Genomic DNA, 15,099 nt, shown 5'->3' with positions numbered 1-15,099 from the left:
CCGAAATCCCGCGGGTTTTGAGATCGCTCAGGGCCTCGCAACGGCAGGAGTATAGACGATGAACCTCATTCAGCAGCTCGAGCAGGAGCAGATTGCCAGGCTCGCCAAGACCATCCCCGTCTTCCAGCCCGGCGATACCGTTATCGTCAACGTAAAGGTGAAGGAAGGCGAGCGTACCCGCGTGCAGGCCTATGAAGGCGTCTGCATCGCCCGTTCCGGCGGCGGCCTCCACGAGAGCTTCACGGTCCGCAAGATCTCCTACGGCGAAGGTGTCGAGCGCGTGTTCCCGCTCTACTCGCCGCTGGTCGAGTCCATCAAGGTCGTGCGCCGCGGCGCCGTCCGCCGCGCCAAGCTCTACTACCTGCGCGATCGTCGCGGTAAGTCGGCCCGTATCGCCGAGCGCGCCGAGAAGAAGACCGCGACCCCGGCTGCGGCCGAGTAAGGCTCTCGTCTCATCAGAGAATTCGAAAGGCGCGGCTCAAACCGCGCCTTTTTGCTGACGAGGCAGGCTTGGCGGCAAGCCATCGCGACAAAAATATAATTGCGCGATGACCCGCGTCTGCTATGCGATCGTTTCAAGGCGGTGTGCGCTCAGGACATCTTCCCGTCCGGGCGATAGGCCGCTAAATACGCCAAACCACTTTTTTACGACCGTTGGAAGAGACACATGGCCAAGCCCCGCACCCTCTATGACAAGATCTGGGACGATCACGTCGTCGATCAGCAGGATGACGGGACGTGCCTTCTCTACATCGACCGTCACCTCGTCCATGAGGTGACCAGCCCCCAGGCTTTCGAGGGCCTGCGCATGACCGGCCGACAGGTGCGTCAGCCGCACAAGACGCTGGCGGTGGTCGACCATAACGTGCCGACCTCCGACCGCTCGCACGGAATCGAGGATCCCGAAGCCGCGACCCAGGTTGCCGCTCTCGCCCAGAACGCCAAGGATTTCGGCGTCGAGTACTACAACGAGCTCGACACCCGCCAGGGCATCGTCCACGTGGTGGGCCCGGAGCAGGGCTTCACCCTGCCGGGCATGACCATCGTGTGCGGCGACAGCCACACCTCGACCCACGGCGCCTTCGGCTCGCTCGCTCATGGCATCGGCACCTCGGAGGTCGAACACGTCCTCGCCACCCAGACGCTGATCCAGAAGAAGGCCAGGAACATGCGCGTGACCGTGGACGGGCAGCTGCCCGCCGGCGTCACCGCCAAGGACATCATCCTTGCCATCATCGGCGAGATCGGCACCGCGGGCGGCACAGGCCACGTGATCGAATATGCGGGCGAGGCCATCCGGTCGCTGTCGATGGAAGGCCGCATGACGATCTGCAACATGTCGATCGAGGGCGGTGCCCGCGCCGGCATGGTGGCGCCCGATGAGAAGACCTATGCCTATCTGAAAGGTCGCCCCAAGGCGCCGCAGGGTGAGGCCTGGGAGGCGGCGGTGCGTTACTGGGATTCCCTGCGTACGGATGAAGGCGCTTTCTTCGACACCGAGATCCGCCTCGACGCCGCCAATCTCCCGCCCATCGTCACCTGGGGCACATCGCCTGAGGACGTGGTCTCGATTGCCGGCGTGGTGCCGAACCCGGACGACATCCCCGACGAGAATAAGCGCCGCTCCAAGTGGCGGGCGCTCGAGTACATGGGTCTCACGCCGGGAATGAAGATCACCGACATCGCCCTCGACCGTGTCTTCATCGGCTCCTGCACCAACGGCCGCATCGAGGACCTGCGCGAAGTGGCGAAGGTGGTCGAGGGTAAGCGCGTGGCCGAGAGCGTCGACGCCATGATCGTGCCCGGCTCCGGCATCGTGAAGATGCAGGCCGAGGCCGAAGGTCTGGACAAGATCTTCAAGGCCGCCGGCTTCGACTGGCGTGAGCCCGGCTGCTCCATGTGCCTCGCCATGAACGCCGACCGCCTCGCGCCCCACGAGCGCTGCGCCTCAACGTCGAACCGCAACTTCGAGGGCCGCCAGGGCTTCAAGGGCCGCACCCATCTGGTGTCTCCGGCCATGGCGGCGGCTGCGGCCATCGCGGGTCGGTTCGTGGACATCCGCACCTTCGGCTGATCCGAAACCTCAGACAAACAGAAAGGCCGTGGCTCACCCGAGCCACGGCCTTTTTCATGAGAAATGCCTAAAGCTTAGTCCACATAGACCCGGCGACCGCCGGCCACGACTTGGCGGCAACGCTCGACCGGACGGCGGACGACCACGCCGCTCGGGCGGACGCGCTCTTCCATCACCGTGCGGCACACGGTGCGGGTTCGGGCCGGACGTACCACGCGGCGCTCGACCACGCGATCGCGATAATAGGGCCCATGATGCCGTTCCTGTGCCACGCGAACGCCCGACGGGCCGATCCGCACATCGACACCCTGAGCCGACGCCGCACCGGCGCCGAAAACCACCAGCCCGGCCGCAGCCAGGATACCAAACACTTTACGCATTGTTGCCTCTTGATCAGTTGTCTACTCGGGGCTGTTAACGGCCAAGCGTGCGAGGCGTTCCGTTGCGAAGAAGCAATCCGATAGCCATGGTAAAGCAACGGTAAAGGCTTTTGAGGAGGGTTTCATGAGCGATCGGGACCAGGAAGCCCGCGAGGCGCTGGAGCGCGTCCAAAGGGATTCGGAGACACTCGGCTCATCGGCGCTCGCCCGCATGGGCCGGCGGGCCGGCGATCACTTCGGCGCCAAGGATGCCGTCGGCTCGGCCAAGGATGGTGGTACCGATCCGATCGAACTCTGGGGGCGCCGCATCGGCCGTGCCCTGTCGCTCGTCGGCGTGGTGATCTTGGGCCTGTGGCTCTTGGTTCAACTTGGAATTCTCTGACCCCATGATCGTTCCAGCCCATCTTCAGGCACCCTCCCTCGACGATCTCGAAGCTCTGGCGCAGGATGCCTATGCCCGCCTGCCGGAGGAATTCCGTCGCCTCTGCGAGGGTGTGGTGATCCGGGTCGAGGATTTCCCCGATGACGAGACCATGCAGGAGATGGGCTGCGAGACGCCCTTCGACCTGCTCGGCCTCTTTCGCGGCATCGGCCTCGCCCAGGGCGGCGGCATGATGCACACGGGCCAGTTCCCCAACATGGTCTGGCTCTACCGCCGTCCGATCCTCGACTACTGGGCCGAGCACGAGGAGAGCTTAGGCGGTGTCGTGACCCACGTGCTGGTCCACGAGATCGGCCACCATTTCGGCCTCTCGGACGAGGACATGGAAGCGATCGAGGCGGCGGCTGGGTAAAGCGCTTTGTTGCGAAAGGCCCTGCCACGTTTTGCAGGCTACCATCGGCCCACAGCCGCGCCACATAGCTCTTGAGATTAACAGCCCTACCCACTCAGCCGCTCCGGCAGCCGCGATCCACCCGGGTTCAGGAGAATCCCCCATGGCAAAGACTGTGGCCGAACAGTTCGTCGAGATCCTGGCCGCTGCCGGTATCAAACGCATGTACGGCATCGTCGGCGACAGCCTCAACGGGCTGACGGACGCCATCCGCCGCCAGGGCCAGATCGAGTGGATCCACGTCCGGCACGAGGAAGTCGCCGCCTTTGCGGCCGGTGCCGAGGCGCATCTGACCGGTGAGCTCGCCGTCTGTGCCGGGAGCTGCGGACCGGGCAATCTGCATCTCATCAATGGCCTGTTCGACTGTCACCGCTCCCGTGTGCCGGTGCTCGCCATCGCCGCGCACATCCCCTCGGCCGAGATCGGCAGCGGTTATTTCCAGGAGACGCACCCTGAGAATCTCTTTCGCGAATGCAGCCACTATTGCGAACTCGTCTCCGGTGCCAGTCAGATGCCGCGCACCCTTGAGGTCGCCATCCGGGAGGCGAGAGCCAAACGCGGCGTATCGGTGCTGGTGATCCCTGGCGAAGTTGCCCTCCAGCCGGCTGCCGCTGCGCCCCCAGTCAAACTCGACGGGCTGCTGCCCTCCGCTCCCGTCATCACGCCGGCACCGGATAATCTCGACCGTCTCGCGGCGCTGCTCAATGGCGGCGATCGCATCACGATCCTGTGCGGCTCGGGCTGCGCCGGTGCTCATGACGAGCTGCTGGCCTTGGGAGAGCACCTCCAGGCGCCCATGGTGCACGCTTTGCGTGGCAAGGAGCACGTGGAGTGGGGCAATCCCTACGATGTCGGCATGACCGGGCTGATCGGCTTCTCGTCTGGCTACTACGCCATGCGCGATTGCGATGTTCTGCTGATGCTCGGCACCGACTTTCCCTATCGTCAGTTCTACCCGGACGACGCCGGCGTTCGGATCGCGCAGGTCGACCTCCGGGGCGAGAACATCGGCCGCCGTGCGGCGGTCGATGTCGGTGTCGTGGGCGATGTCCGCGCGACATTGGCGGCCCTACTGCCGCGGCTTGATCGAAAGCGCGACGGAACCCATCTCGTCCGGGCGCGGGAACATTATGCCAAAGCTCGCCAGGCGCTCGACGATCTCGCCGTCGGGACACCCGGCAAGCGGCCGATCCATCCGCAGCAGGTCGCCAAGGCGATCAGCGACCAAGCCGCGGCGGATGCCGTGTTCACCTGCGATGTCGGCCTGCCGACGGTCTGGGCTGCGCGCTATCTCGCGATGAACGGGAAACGGCGGCTTCTCGGGTCGTTCTGGCATGGCTCGATGGCGAACGCGATGGCTCAGGCCATCGGCGCCCAAGCGGCCTTTCCCGACCGGCAAGTGATCTCGCTGTCAGGCGACGGCGGATTCGCCATGCTGATGGGCGACCTCCTCACCCTGACGCAGCAGCGCCTTCCGGTGAAGGTCGTGGTGTTTAACAACGGCACCCTTGGCTTCGTCGAACTTGAGCAGAAATCCACCGGCTTCCTGGATTTCGGCACGGAGCTTCAGAACCCGGACTTCGCCGCCATGGCCGAGGCCATCGGCATTCGCGGGATCAGGCTTGAGGATCCGGCCGAGGTGGAGGAGGGGGTTGCCGCCGCGCTGGCCCATGACGGACCGGTCCTGATCGATGCGGTGGTGAACCGGACGGAGCTGGCAATGCCGCCCTCGGTGACTCTGGAGATGGCGAAGGGATTTACCCTCTACATGGTGAAGGCCGTGCTGAACGGCCGCGCCGACGAGGTCTATGACCTCGCCCGGACGAATCTCTGGCGCTGAGGGCCGTACCATCCCGCCGCGACCATCGTTGGCCTAGCCGTCTTCACAAGCCTTTGATATGAGGCACCTGACAGCGGCCCGGCTGCTGCCTTCAGGGATGTGAGGACCATGGACAAGTTCACTGTGCTGGAAAGCGTCGCGGCGCCGTTGCGGATCATCAATATCGACACCGATATGATCATCCCCAAGCAGTACCTGAAGACGATCAAGCGCACGGGTCTCGGCACGGGGCTCTTCTCGGAGATGCGCTACCGCGAGGATGGCTCAGAGAACCCGGATTTCGTGCTCAACCAGCCGGCCTACCGCAAGGCCAATATCCTGGTGGCGGGCGATAATTTCGGCTGCGGCTCGTCGCGCGAGCATGCCCCCTGGGCGCTGCTCGACTTCGGCATCCGCTGCGTGATCTCCACCAGCTTCGCCGACATTTTCTACAACAACTGCTTCCAGAACGGCATCCTGCCGATCAAGGTCTCGCCCGAGGACCTGGAGAAGCTCTTCGACGATGCGGAGCGCGGCGCCAATGCCACCCTCACCATCGACCTGGAAAAGCAGGAAATCCGCGGCCCCGACGGCGGTACGGTCACCTTCGACATCGATCCGTTCAAGAAGCATTGCCTGCTCAATGGCCTCGACGGCATTGGCCTGACCATGGAGAAGGCCTCGGCCATCGACAGCTTCGAGAAGAAGCTGTCCGAACGCGCCTGGGCCTGAGACCGGCGTGTCATTCCTGGCCGCAGCGAAGCGGAGGGGAAGCGGATCCATACTGATGGATCCCTTTTCCGGTCCTGCGGACCGCCGGGGATGACGAGGATGAACCGACTCCTGCCCCGTTTTCACAAGATTAACCAAATTCCCTGCAATGTGCGGGGCATGAAGAACATTCTTGCCCCCGCTCTCTTCGTTCTCGCCGGCCTTGCTTCCGCCACCCCGGCCTCGGCCCAGGCGGATTTCGGCTCATGCCTGTCCGGCCTGCGTGCCCAAGCTGCCGCCAAGGGCATCTCCGGCCAGGCTTTCGATGTCGCGACCCGCGGCCTCACGCCGGACCTGACCATCCTCGACCTCATGAACAACCAGCCCGAGTTCAAGACGGCGATCTGGGATTATCTCTCGGCGCTCGTCGACGAGGAGCGGGTGCAGGACGGCCGGACCGCCATGCGTCAGTGGGGGCAGGCGCTCGCCTCGGCCGAGGCGCGCTTCGGCGTCGATCGCCATGCCATCGCCGGCGTCTGGGGCGTGGAGTCCAATTTCGGCAAGGATATCGGCGGACGGCCGCTGATTCAGTCACTGTCGACGCTTGTCTGCTATGCGCCGCGCCGCAACGACTACTTCAAGGGCGAGCTGATGGCGACGCTCAAGATCGTGCAGGACGGCGACATCAACCCGGCGAACCTGCGCGGCTCCTGGGCCGGTGCTTTCGGCCATACCCAGTTCATGCCATCCACCTTCCAGCGCCTCGCCGTCGACGGCGACGGGGACGGGCACCGGGACGTCATGACCTCCGTGCCGGATGCGGTTCACTCGACGGCGAACTTCCTGAAGAAGGCCGGCTGGGTGAACGGCCTGCCCTGGGGCTACGAAGTACGCCTGCCGTCGAACTTTAACGCGGGCCTCGCCGGGCGCAAGAACAAGAAGCCGCTCGCCACCTGGGCCGCCATGGGGGTGCGGCGCGTCGACGGGCGTCCGCTTTCGGGCAGCTATGCCGCCGGCATCATCACCCCGGCCGGCGTGAACGGCCCGGCCTTCATCGTCACCAAGAATTTCGACGCGGTCTATTCCTACAACGCGGCCGAATCCTATGGCCTCGCCATCGCTCTGCTGGGCGATCGCCTCAAAGGCCTGCCTGGCATTCAGACCGCTTGGCCCACGGACGATCCGCCGCTCTCTCGCGCCCAGCGCCGCGAGCTGCAGCAGCTCCTGACTGCCCGCGGCTACGATGTGGGCGAGCCGGACGGCAAGATCGGCGCAAAGACCCGCGAGGCCATCAAGGACGTGGAGCGCCGCATCGGCCTCGAGCCGCGCGGTCGGCCCGGCGGCAAGGTGCTGGAAGCCCTGCGGGGTTGAGCCCGCGCACCCCAATTCCCAGTATCGGCCAGTTGCAGTGACAGTGAGTTTGGAGTTGTACTGACTTCATGCTCATCGCCATTCTCACTGATATCCACGGTAACCGCGAGGCATTGTCGGCCTGCCTCGCCCACGCGCGCCTGCTTCATGTCGATCGCCTGATGTTTCTGGGCGATTATGTCGGCTACGGCGCCGATCCGGCCTGGGTGGTCGATACGATCAGGGGGCTCGTGGACAAGGGCGCCGTTGCGCTGCTCGGTAATCACGATGCGGCGATCGACAGCTCCGACGAGGATATGAACAGCGTGGCCCGGGAGGCGATTCGCTGGACTCGCAACCAGCTCGGCACGGAGCAGCGCCGTTTCCTGGCCGACCTTCCCCTCACCCATGAGGAGGGGAGCGTCCTCTACGTTCATGCCAACGGATATGCCCCCCGCAACTGGGACTACATGGCAGGTCCCATGGAGGCCATCCGGCATTTCAGCCGCGTGGACTCACACATCACCTTCTGCGGGCATGTGCATGTGCCCATGCTCTACCACATGAGCACCACTGCCAAGGTCGGCACCTTCTCGCCGGTTGCCAACAATGACATCCCGCTTCTGCCGACCCGGACCTGGCTCGCGGTGATCGGTGCTGTTGGGCAGCCGCGGGATGGGGTCGCGGCGGCGAATTACGCGGTCTTCGACACCGCCCGTCAGACCCTGCGCTACCTGCGCGTGCCCTACGATACGGCCACCGCGGCCCGCAAGGTGCGCGAGGCGGGTCTGCCGGAAAAGTTGGCCCTGCGCCTCGAGCAGGGCCGCTGAACATGCGGTGGCGCCTGAGCCCGGGCATGGTGATCGACGGCTTCGAGCTCCAGGAAAATCTGGGCACCGGCGGAATGGCGCAGCTCTGGGCCGTTTCCCGAGGTGGCGAGCCCGCGCCGCTGATCATGAAGATCCCGATGCTGATCGACAGCGATGATCCGCTGCCCATCGTCTGCTTTGAGACCGAGCAGATGATCATGCCGCGTCTCGTGGGTCCGCATGTGCCCCGCTTCGTCGCGACGGGCCCGCTCGATCCCATGCCCTACGTCGTCATGGAGCGGATCCCTGGCGAATCGCTCAAGAGCCGGCTCGACGAGGTTCCTCTGCCCTGGCCTGAAGTCGTCACGATCGGAGCGAAGGTGGCGCATGCCCTGCACGACCTGCATCTCCAACACGTGATCCATCTCGACATCAAGCCGAGCAATGTGATGATCCGGGACACCGGCGAGGCGGTTCTCATCGATTACGGCTTTGCCCGGCACGAACGCCTGCCCGATCTCCTGGCCGAGGAGTTTCGTGAGCCGTTCGGAACCACGCCCTACATGGCGCCGGAGCAGGTGTTGCAGGACAGGGCCGATCCGCGCAGCGATCTCTTCGCGCTCGGCGCGATGCTGTATTTCTTCGTCACGGGCGAGCGCCCTTTCGGTAATCCGCGCGGCGGCCAGATCCGCCGCCGCCTGTGGCGGGATCCGGTACCGCCGCGGGCGCTGGCTGCCGATTGTCCGCCCTGGCTGCAGGAGGTGATCCTGCACTGCCTGGAGATCGATCCGGACGATCGTTACGCCACGGCGGCGCAGCTCGCTCTGGACCTGGAGAACCCGGAACAGGTTCGGCTCACCGAGCGGGCCGAACGGCTGGAGCGGGACGGCGGCGTGAAGACCTTCCGGCGCTGGCTCAAGGCCCGCAAGGCGCAACCTCTCGAGACGCCCAACATTGCCGGACAGCTGTCCCGGGCGCCCATCGTCCTTGCCGCCGTCGATCTTTCACCGGGAAACGAGGATCTTGCCGAATCCTTGCGCATGATGATCGGCCGCATTCTCTCCATCGAGGGCGAGGCGCGGATTGCCTGCGTCAATATCCTGAAAACCTCGCGCATCGCCGTCGACATCCTGGAGGACGAGGAGGGGAGAAGCCTCCATGTCCAGCGCCTCGTCCTGCTTCGTCATTGGGGCGCGTCGCTCAACATTCCGAAGGAGCAGATCACCTACAGCGTGCTGGAGGCGCCCGATCCGGCCTCCGCGCTCGTCGACTACGCCCGCCACAACAATGTCGACCACATCGTCATCGGCGCGCGGGCCTCTTCCGCCCTGCGCCGCTACCTGGGCAGCGTTTCGTCCCGCGTCGTGGCGGAGGCGCCCTGTTCGGTGACGGTCGTGAGGACTTCGAAGGACCGGCGGGCAGAGAACAGCCCCGACGCCTTCGCCTAACGGCCAACACGACAAGAGCTTGCCAAGCCGTCCATTCGGCCCTTTAAGGGCCTGCATTCGATCACGATAGAACAGGGGTCACCCATGGCAACGCACAAGCTTCTCCTTCTCCCCGGCGACGGCATCGGTCCGGAGGTCATGCGCGAGGTCGAGAAGATTGTGGGCTGGTTCCGCAAGCGCGGCGTCGGTTTCGAGACGGAGACGGATCTCGTCGGCGGCTCGGCTTACGACGCGCATGGCGCGGCGATTTCCGAAGCCGCCATGGATCGCGCTCAGGCGGCCGATGCGGTTCTCTTCGGCGCGGTCGGCGGGTCGAAATGGGACAGCGTACCTTACGCGGTGCGTCCCGAGGCCGGTCTGCTGCGTCTGCGCAAGGATCTCGGACTCTTCGCCAACCTGCGCCCGGCGATCTGCTATCCGGCGCTGGCCGATGCCTCCTCGCTCAAGCGCGAGGTGGTGGAAGGCCTCGACATCATGATCGTGCGCGAGCTCACCGGTGGCGTCTATTTCGGCGAGCCGAAGGAGATCGTGACCCTGGAGGACGGCTCCCAGCGCGCCGTCGACACGCAGCTCTATCACACGCATGAAGTCGAGCGCATCGCGCGCGTTGCTTTCGATCTCGCCGGGAAGCGTCGCAACAAGGTCTCCTCAGCCGAGAAATTCAACGTCATGAAGACCGGCGTGTTCTGGCGCCAGGTCGTCACCCGCATCCATAAGGCCGAGTTCTCGGACGTGGAACTCGAGCACGTGCTCGCCGACAACTGCGCCATGCAGCTTGTGCGCAATCCGAAGCAGTTCGACGTGATCGTCACCGACAACCTTTTCGGCGATATCCTGTCGGATATCGCCGCGATGCTCACCGGCTCGCTCGGTATGCTGCCCTCCGCCTCGCTCGGCGCGGAGGATCCGGCGACCGGCCAGCGCAAGGCGCTCTACGAGCCCGTGCACGGCTCCGCGCCGGACATCGCCGGCAAGGGCCTTGCCAACCCCATCGCCATGATCGGCTCCTTCGGCATGGCCCTACGCTATTCCTTCGGTCTCCTCGACGAGGCGGACCGTCTCGATAAGGCCATCGCCAACGTGCTCGCCTCCGGCACTCGCACCAAGGACATTGCAGGTCCCGGCATGAACGCGGTCGGCACGCAGGATGTGGGCGATGCCATCGTCAAGGAACTCGAGGCTCTCTCGTAAAACGCAAAAGCCCCGGGTCATGCCCGGGGCTTTCCGTTTCAGGGATCGATTTATCGGATCGAGCCTGTCGCCTCGACGTCCGGAACGCCGAACATGGGGAACGGATTACGTGACCCTACGAAGGGTCCGTTGGTGATCGGATCGGGCAGGGTGCCGACGCCGAAGCCCGCGCCGGCGGGGGCATAGGGCGGGCTCAGCAGATAGGATTGCGCCTGCCCGTAACCCGTGTAACCCGGATTGATCGAGCCGACCGGAACGACGGGACCCGGATCGAGGAAGCTGCGGGGCTGGACCCTGAGGACGAGGGGGCGGTTCCGGGTCTGCGCCTCCGCCACTCCCGAGACGATCGTGAGCGCAGCCAATGAAGCCAGACCCAAAAGTGCGAAGCGGCGCATGGGTAATCCTCCAAGAACGGCGCCCAGTCCTTGTGCTGTGCGCGATCATCGTGTGCGATGATGTCAAAACAAGACGGCCCCCCTTAAAATGGTTCCGTCGAAGCGTGACATTCACCAACAGGTGAGAAGGACAGCAGCCGATGCAGGACAAGAAGGCCCGTTTCGACCTCTCAGCGAAGGAAGGCTTGAGCCTGTTGGGCGAGACTCCACTGGTCGCTGAAACCCCCGAGGAGCTTCTCGACGACGAGACGACGCCGATTGCGCGCTTCTTCGTCCGCAATAACGGATTGCTGCCACAACCGGTGGACGACGCTGAGTCCTGGACCTTCACCATTGATGGCGAGGTCGAGCGCCGGCTCGACCTGACCGTCGCGCAACTGAAGTGCCGCTTCCCGCAAAAAACCTTTCGCATGGTGCTCGAATGCGGCGGCAACGGCCGCTCGTTCTTCGAGCCTGAGGCGGAAGGCAATCCCTGGACCCATGGCGGCGTTGGCTGCGCGGAATGGACAGGTGTCTCGCTGGGTGACGTTCTGCGCGAGGCGGGCCTGAAAGAGACGGCATTGTTCACGGGCCATTTCGGCGCCGATCCGGACAAGCACGGAAGTCATGAGCGGCAGGCTATGTCGCGTGGCGTGCCGATCGCCAAAGCCCTGGAGGAGCATACGCTGCTGGTCTGGGCGATGAACGGCGAGCCCTTGCCCTTCGTCCATGGCGGCCCCTTGCGCCTCGTCGTGCCGGGCTGGCCAGGGTCCTTGAGCCAGAAATGGCTCACGCGGATCTGGATCCGTGATCGGGAGCATGATGGACCGGGCATGACGGGGCTGTCCTATCGCCTTCCGATCCGTCCCCTGCCGCCGGGCTCGAACGGGCAAGGCATCGAAACCCGGATCCTCGAATCGATGCCCGTGCGCAGCATCGTCACAGCGCCGGCAGATGGCAGGCGCTATCCTGAAGGCACGCGCTTGATCGAGGTCCGGGGCGCCGCCTGGGCGGGCGACGACGATGTGGCGCGGGTCGACGTGACCGTCGACGGTGGCGCGACCTGGACCGAGGCGGCAACGACGCTGCCGCGCAACCGCTACGACTGGGTGCGCTGGCACGCTTCTCTCACTCTGCCCGGCAACGGCTATTATGAGATCGTCGCCCGTGCCACTGACTCGCAGGGGCGCGCTCAGCCCTTCCGGGCCGCCAACTGGAATCCGAACGGTTATGGCTGCAATGTCATGCACCGCGTGGCGGTTACGGTCGGGCCGGAGGTCTGACCGTAACCGACGCGGTGCGGGCACTCGGGCCACAGGCGTCTGGGCGATTGCGCTCGGCCTGGGCGAAAACCGCTTTTAATGACGGACCGGCGCCGCCTGCCGGGGTGATCCCGTCGATGAAGCAGGCGAGCTGCACCTCGTCGGGAGGTGAGGATCCGCACAACCAGCCCTGGAAGCTGAATTCAGCCATCGCATCCGAAAAACGGAAGGCCTCGCAGGTCTGCTCACCCTTGTTCGCAAGGATCATAGGGGCGGCTTCCACGGGGCCGAATTTCGTCGCGACAACCCGGCTTTGGCCCTGATGGGCGACCGCGAGGCCAGAGCGCGCCGCCCGCCGAACCGTCTCGATATAGAAGCTTCCGGCAGGCTCAGCCGGTCCTTGGACCAGAACAAGCTGCGCATACCGGAAATCGCCGAAGCGCCCCAGGATCAGGGTGTCCTCCCGGGCTCCGTTCGCATGCTCGCGTGCTTCCGACGTCACGGGGCCGGACGTGCCTGCCAATGCATAGACAGCCGGGGAGGGAGGCAGCGATTTCCAGACCGGCGCCGGCGCGACCAGAACAGAGGACGGAATCGCTTTTTGGCGCTCGGCCGGACGAATGTTCTGCTCCTGCTCGAGGGCGAAATAGACGAGGCCTGCGATGCTGCAGGACGACATCAGAACGACGCGCAACCAGGGCAGGGGTTTTCGACGCAGGCGACGAGCGGGGCGTTCGTCGACCCAATCGGCAACGTCGTCCTCATCCCATTCGGCATAAACCGCCCGCGGCATCGCTCAAACCAATCAAGTCCAGTGGTCAGATCATCCACATGTTCTACCGTGACGCTGGCCAGGCTTCGAAAGGTTTTGCTAAGCAGGGTAAACCAAAGCTTAACCGACCCGAGCGCTCCCATGTCCCAGACCGTCGTTCGTCTTGCCACGCTTGAGGATGCTGCGCATGTTGCGGCCTTGGTTCGGGCTGTGGATCTGCATTATGTCGGCCCCGACGTCGCCCGGCCCATCGAGCCGACCTTGGCCATGGTCGAGCGCTCCATGCGGGAGGCGGAAGGCACGCGCTATGCGCTGGCCTCCCGTGACGGCCGCGCTGTCGGCCTCGCCTGCTTTGCGGTGCTGCGGCCCGGCTTCAGGCTCTCGGGTCTCCTGTTCGTCAAGGAGCTCTTCGTCGAGAGCCACGCACGCGGACAGGCCGTGGGCGTCGTGCTCATGCGGTGGTTGGCGGAACATGCCCGTGCCCAGGGGCTGACGCGAATCGACCTGACGACCGACGGCACCAACACCGGGGCGCAGGCGTTCTATGAACGCCTCGGAGCCGAGCGGATGAACAAGGTCTTCTATCGGTTCAACCTCTCGACCGACGTGCTGACGGGCGATTGAACGCTTGCCACAAAAGAGAACACTTGACGAAAGCGTGTCTTTGGTGTGTTTCTGGCGGCGTATCGAAGCCCGGTCAGGGCTTTTGGATGGACGATGGCAATGGCGCTGCTCACCCTGACGACGAGCAAAACGAAAACCGCCACGACGGCTGCAAAAACGGCCGAATAAGCCTCGTCGTCCCCGGTCCTCTCTCCCTCGGGGCGAGAGGCGACACCCCAACAGGGTTTTTGGTTTTCCGGGGAGAGCGACAACAGGAGAAGTTCAATGGGTTTCAAGATCGCCGTCGTCGGTGCGACCGGCAATGTGGGCCGCGAGATGCTCAGCATCCTCGCCGAGCGGGCCTTCCCGGCCGATGAAGTCGTGGCACTGGCCTCCCGCCGCAGCCAGGGGTCGGAAGTCTCCTACGGCGACAAGATCCTGAAGACGAAGACCCTCGACACCTACGATTTCTCCGATGTCGACCTGTGCCTCATGTCCGCCGGGGGCGAGGTCTCGAAGGAATGGTCGCCCAAGATCGCTGCCCAGGGCGCAGTCGTGATCGACAACTCGTCCGCCTGGCGCTACGACCCGGACGTGCCGCTGGTGGTGCCGGAGGTGAATGCCGAGGCCCTCCGCGACATCCGCAAGGGCATCGTCGCCAACCCGAACTGCTCCACGGCCCAGCTCGTCGTGGCCCTCAAGCCGCTGCATGAGCGCGCCACCATCAAGCGCGTGGTCGTCGCCACCTACCAGTCGGTCTCCGGCGCCGGCAAGGACGGCATGGACGAGCTCGACCGCCAGACCAAGGCGCTCTACTCGCTGCAGGACGTGCAGGAAAAGAAGTTTCCCAAGCGCATCGCCTTCAACCTGATCCCGCACATCGATGTGTTCATGGAGGACGGGTACACGAAGGAAGAGTGGAAGATGATGGTCGAGACCAAGAAGATTCTCGACCCGAAGATCAAGCTCACCGCAACCTGCGTGCGCGTGCCGGTCTTCATCAGCCACTCGGAGGCGGTGAACGTGGAATTCGAGAATCCGATCACCGCCGACGAGGCCCGCGACATCCTGCGCGCGGCGCCCGGCGTCATGGTGATCGATAAGCGTGAGCCCGGCGGCTACATCACGCCCCACGAGGCGGCCGGCGAGGACGCCACCTACATCTCGCGCATCCGCGAGGACATCACGGTCGAGAACGGCCTGTCCTTCTGGTGCGTCTCCGACAACCTGCGCAAGGGCGCGGCGCTGAACGCCGTGCAGATCGCCGAAGCCATGGCCAATCGCGGATTGCTGAAGCCGAAGAAGCAGGCGGTCTAAGCGCCGATTGGACGCAAGGCGTCCGTTCTAACGCATGGAAGCAAAGAGCCGCTGTTGGATGCGACAGCGGCTCTTTTCACGTCCGCAGCGCTAGAGGGAGCGGCTTCCCGTCTCGAACTCGGCCTCGGTAGAACCCCTGCCGGGGCCGAATTCGTC

General features: G+C 64.7%; 16 protein-coding genes. 13 read left to right on the top strand and 3 right to left on the bottom strand.

Annotated elements, in window-relative coordinates:
• The first annotated feature begins 58 nt into the window (after positions 1 to 58).
• Entirely contained in the window at positions 59 to 442 is a 384-nt protein-coding gene (gene rplS, locus ACD578_RS21240; RefSeq protein ID WP_152709703.1) for a 50S ribosomal protein L19, read from the top strand.
• A 225-nt stretch (positions 443 to 667) separates the two neighbouring features.
• Positions 668 to 2,074, top strand: coding sequence for a 3-isopropylmalate dehydratase large subunit (gene leuC / locus ACD578_RS21235; protein ID WP_404288260.1), 1,407 nt, complete (start codon positions 668 to 670; stop codon positions 2,072 to 2,074).
• Between the two features lie 74 nt (positions 2,075 to 2,148).
• On the opposite strand, the gene ACD578_RS21230 is transcribed toward leuC, so the two are convergent.
• A complete protein-coding gene (locus ACD578_RS21230; protein WP_404288258.1) occupies positions 2,149 to 2,454 on the bottom strand; it encodes a hypothetical protein in 306 nt (101 codons plus the stop codon).
• 124 nt (positions 2,455 to 2,578) lie between these two features.
• On the opposite strand from ACD578_RS21230, the gene ACD578_RS21225 reads away from it, so the two are divergent.
• From ACD578_RS21225 to leuB, 8 genes are all read left to right on the top strand, one after another.
• The gene (locus tag ACD578_RS21225; RefSeq protein ID WP_404288256.1) at positions 2,579 to 2,836 is read left to right on the top strand and encodes a hypothetical protein; all 258 of its coding nucleotides are present in this window, start codon (positions 2,579 to 2,581) and stop codon (positions 2,834 to 2,836) included.
• Between the two features lie 4 nt (positions 2,837 to 2,840).
• Positions 2,841 to 3,248 (top strand): metallopeptidase family protein, encoded by a 408-nt coding sequence (locus tag ACD578_RS21220; protein ID WP_404288254.1) that lies wholly within the window; start codon positions 2,841 to 2,843, stop codon positions 3,246 to 3,248.
• Positions 3,249 to 3,390: 142 nt separating this feature from the next.
• Positions 3,391 to 5,127 (top strand): ubiquinone-dependent pyruvate dehydrogenase, encoded by a 1,737-nt coding sequence (gene poxB / locus ACD578_RS21215; RefSeq protein ID WP_404288252.1) that lies wholly within the window; start codon positions 3,391 to 3,393, stop codon positions 5,125 to 5,127.
• Between the two features lie 108 nt (positions 5,128 to 5,235).
• Positions 5,236 to 5,838, top strand: a complete 603-nt coding sequence (leuD, locus tag ACD578_RS21210; protein WP_152709691.1) for a 3-isopropylmalate dehydratase small subunit — start codon at positions 5,236 to 5,238, stop codon at positions 5,836 to 5,838.
• Between the two features lie 159 nt (positions 5,839 to 5,997).
• Positions 5,998 to 7,188 (top strand): lytic murein transglycosylase, encoded by a 1,191-nt coding sequence (locus ACD578_RS21205; RefSeq protein WP_404288250.1) that lies wholly within the window; start codon positions 5,998 to 6,000, stop codon positions 7,186 to 7,188.
• Between the two features lie 68 nt (positions 7,189 to 7,256).
• The gene (locus ACD578_RS21200; protein ID WP_404288248.1) at positions 7,257 to 7,997 is read left to right on the top strand and encodes a metallophosphoesterase family protein; all 741 of its coding nucleotides are present in this window, start codon (positions 7,257 to 7,259) and stop codon (positions 7,995 to 7,997) included.
• Between the two features lie 2 nt (positions 7,998 to 7,999).
• Positions 8,000 to 9,424 carry a serine/threonine protein kinase gene (locus tag ACD578_RS21195; RefSeq protein WP_404288246.1) on the top strand — a complete coding sequence of 475 codons (1,425 nt, stop codon included), beginning with the start codon at positions 8,000 to 8,002 and terminating at the stop codon, positions 9,422 to 9,424.
• Positions 9,425 to 9,508: 84 nt separating this feature from the next.
• On the top strand, positions 9,509 to 10,615 hold the full coding sequence (gene leuB / locus ACD578_RS21190) for a 3-isopropylmalate dehydrogenase (RefSeq protein WP_404288244.1): 1,107 nt from the start codon (positions 9,509 to 9,511) through the stop codon (positions 10,613 to 10,615).
• A 50-nt stretch (positions 10,616 to 10,665) separates the two neighbouring features.
• Here the strand turns inward: leuB and ACD578_RS21185 are convergent, their stop codons facing one another.
• Positions 10,666 to 11,010 (bottom strand): hypothetical protein, encoded by a 345-nt coding sequence (locus ACD578_RS21185; protein WP_152709679.1) that lies wholly within the window; start codon positions 11,008 to 11,010, stop codon positions 10,666 to 10,668.
• Between the two features lie 140 nt (positions 11,011 to 11,150).
• On the opposite strand from ACD578_RS21185, the gene ACD578_RS21180 reads away from it, so the two are divergent.
• Positions 11,151 to 12,272: a sulfite oxidase gene (locus ACD578_RS21180; protein WP_404288242.1), complete on the top strand. Its 1,122-nt coding sequence runs from the start codon at positions 11,151 to 11,153 to the stop codon at positions 12,270 to 12,272.
• On the opposite strand, the gene ACD578_RS21175 is transcribed toward ACD578_RS21180, so the two are convergent.
• On the bottom strand, positions 12,250 to 13,044 hold the full coding sequence (locus ACD578_RS21175) for a hypothetical protein (RefSeq protein WP_404288240.1): 795 nt from the start codon (positions 13,042 to 13,044) through the stop codon (positions 12,250 to 12,252). The genes ACD578_RS21180 and ACD578_RS21175 overlap by 23 nt on opposite strands.
• 120 nt (positions 13,045 to 13,164) lie before the next feature.
• Between ACD578_RS21175 and ACD578_RS21170 the strand changes: the two genes are divergently transcribed.
• Together ACD578_RS21170 and ACD578_RS21165 are read left to right on the top strand one after the other, a co-directional pair.
• Positions 13,165 to 13,647, top strand: a complete 483-nt coding sequence (locus ACD578_RS21170; RefSeq protein WP_162002822.1) for a GNAT family N-acetyltransferase — start codon at positions 13,165 to 13,167, stop codon at positions 13,645 to 13,647.
• A gap of 264 nt (positions 13,648 to 13,911) precedes the next feature.
• Positions 13,912 to 14,943, top strand: coding sequence for an aspartate-semialdehyde dehydrogenase (locus tag ACD578_RS21165; RefSeq protein ID WP_404288237.1), 1,032 nt, complete (start codon positions 13,912 to 13,914; stop codon positions 14,941 to 14,943).
• Positions 14,944 to 15,099: the final 156 nt, after the last annotated feature.

Source organism: Microvirga sp. RSM25 (genome assembly GCF_044784385.1).
GTDB lineage: Bacteria > Pseudomonadota > Alphaproteobacteria > Rhizobiales > Beijerinckiaceae > Microvirga > Microvirga tunisiensis.
Note: the sequence above shows the minus strand (reverse complement) of the source record. Positions and strands in the feature narration are given on the sequence as shown.

What these genes read in the sequence shown, in the direction of transcription:
- rplS (WP_152709703.1), top strand. Translation starts at nt 59, where the DNA reads ATGAACCTCATTCAGCAGCTCGAGCAGGAGCAGATTGCCAGGCTCGCC.
- leuC (WP_404288260.1), top strand. Translation starts at nt 668, where the DNA reads ATGGCCAAGCCCCGCACCCTCTATGACAAGATCTGGGACGATCACGTC.
- ACD578_RS21230 (WP_404288258.1), bottom strand. Translation starts at nt 2,454, where the DNA reads ATGCGTAAAGTGTTTGGTATCCTGGCTGCGGCCGGGCTGGTGGTTTTC.
- ACD578_RS21225 (WP_404288256.1), top strand. Translation starts at nt 2,579, where the DNA reads ATGAGCGATCGGGACCAGGAAGCCCGCGAGGCGCTGGAGCGCGTCCAA.
- ACD578_RS21220 (WP_404288254.1), top strand. Translation starts at nt 2,841, where the DNA reads ATGATCGTTCCAGCCCATCTTCAGGCACCCTCCCTCGACGATCTCGAA.
- poxB (WP_404288252.1), top strand. Translation starts at nt 3,391, where the DNA reads ATGGCAAAGACTGTGGCCGAACAGTTCGTCGAGATCCTGGCCGCTGCC.
- leuD (WP_152709691.1), top strand. Translation starts at nt 5,236, where the DNA reads ATGGACAAGTTCACTGTGCTGGAAAGCGTCGCGGCGCCGTTGCGGATC.
- ACD578_RS21205 (WP_404288250.1), top strand. Translation starts at nt 5,998, where the DNA reads ATGAAGAACATTCTTGCCCCCGCTCTCTTCGTTCTCGCCGGCCTTGCT.
- ACD578_RS21200 (WP_404288248.1), top strand. Translation starts at nt 7,257, where the DNA reads ATGCTCATCGCCATTCTCACTGATATCCACGGTAACCGCGAGGCATTG.
- ACD578_RS21195 (WP_404288246.1), top strand. Translation starts at nt 8,000, where the DNA reads ATGCGGTGGCGCCTGAGCCCGGGCATGGTGATCGACGGCTTCGAGCTC.
- leuB (WP_404288244.1), top strand. Translation starts at nt 9,509, where the DNA reads ATGGCAACGCACAAGCTTCTCCTTCTCCCCGGCGACGGCATCGGTCCG.
- ACD578_RS21185 (WP_152709679.1), bottom strand. Translation starts at nt 11,010, where the DNA reads ATGCGCCGCTTCGCACTTTTGGGTCTGGCTTCATTGGCTGCGCTCACG.
- ACD578_RS21180 (WP_404288242.1), top strand. Translation starts at nt 11,151, where the DNA reads ATGCAGGACAAGAAGGCCCGTTTCGACCTCTCAGCGAAGGAAGGCTTG.
- ACD578_RS21175 (WP_404288240.1), bottom strand. Translation starts at nt 13,044, where the DNA reads ATGCCGCGGGCGGTTTATGCCGAATGGGATGAGGACGACGTTGCCGAT.
- ACD578_RS21170 (WP_162002822.1), top strand. Translation starts at nt 13,165, where the DNA reads ATGTCCCAGACCGTCGTTCGTCTTGCCACGCTTGAGGATGCTGCGCAT.
- ACD578_RS21165 (WP_404288237.1), top strand. Translation starts at nt 13,912, where the DNA reads ATGGGTTTCAAGATCGCCGTCGTCGGTGCGACCGGCAATGTGGGCCGC.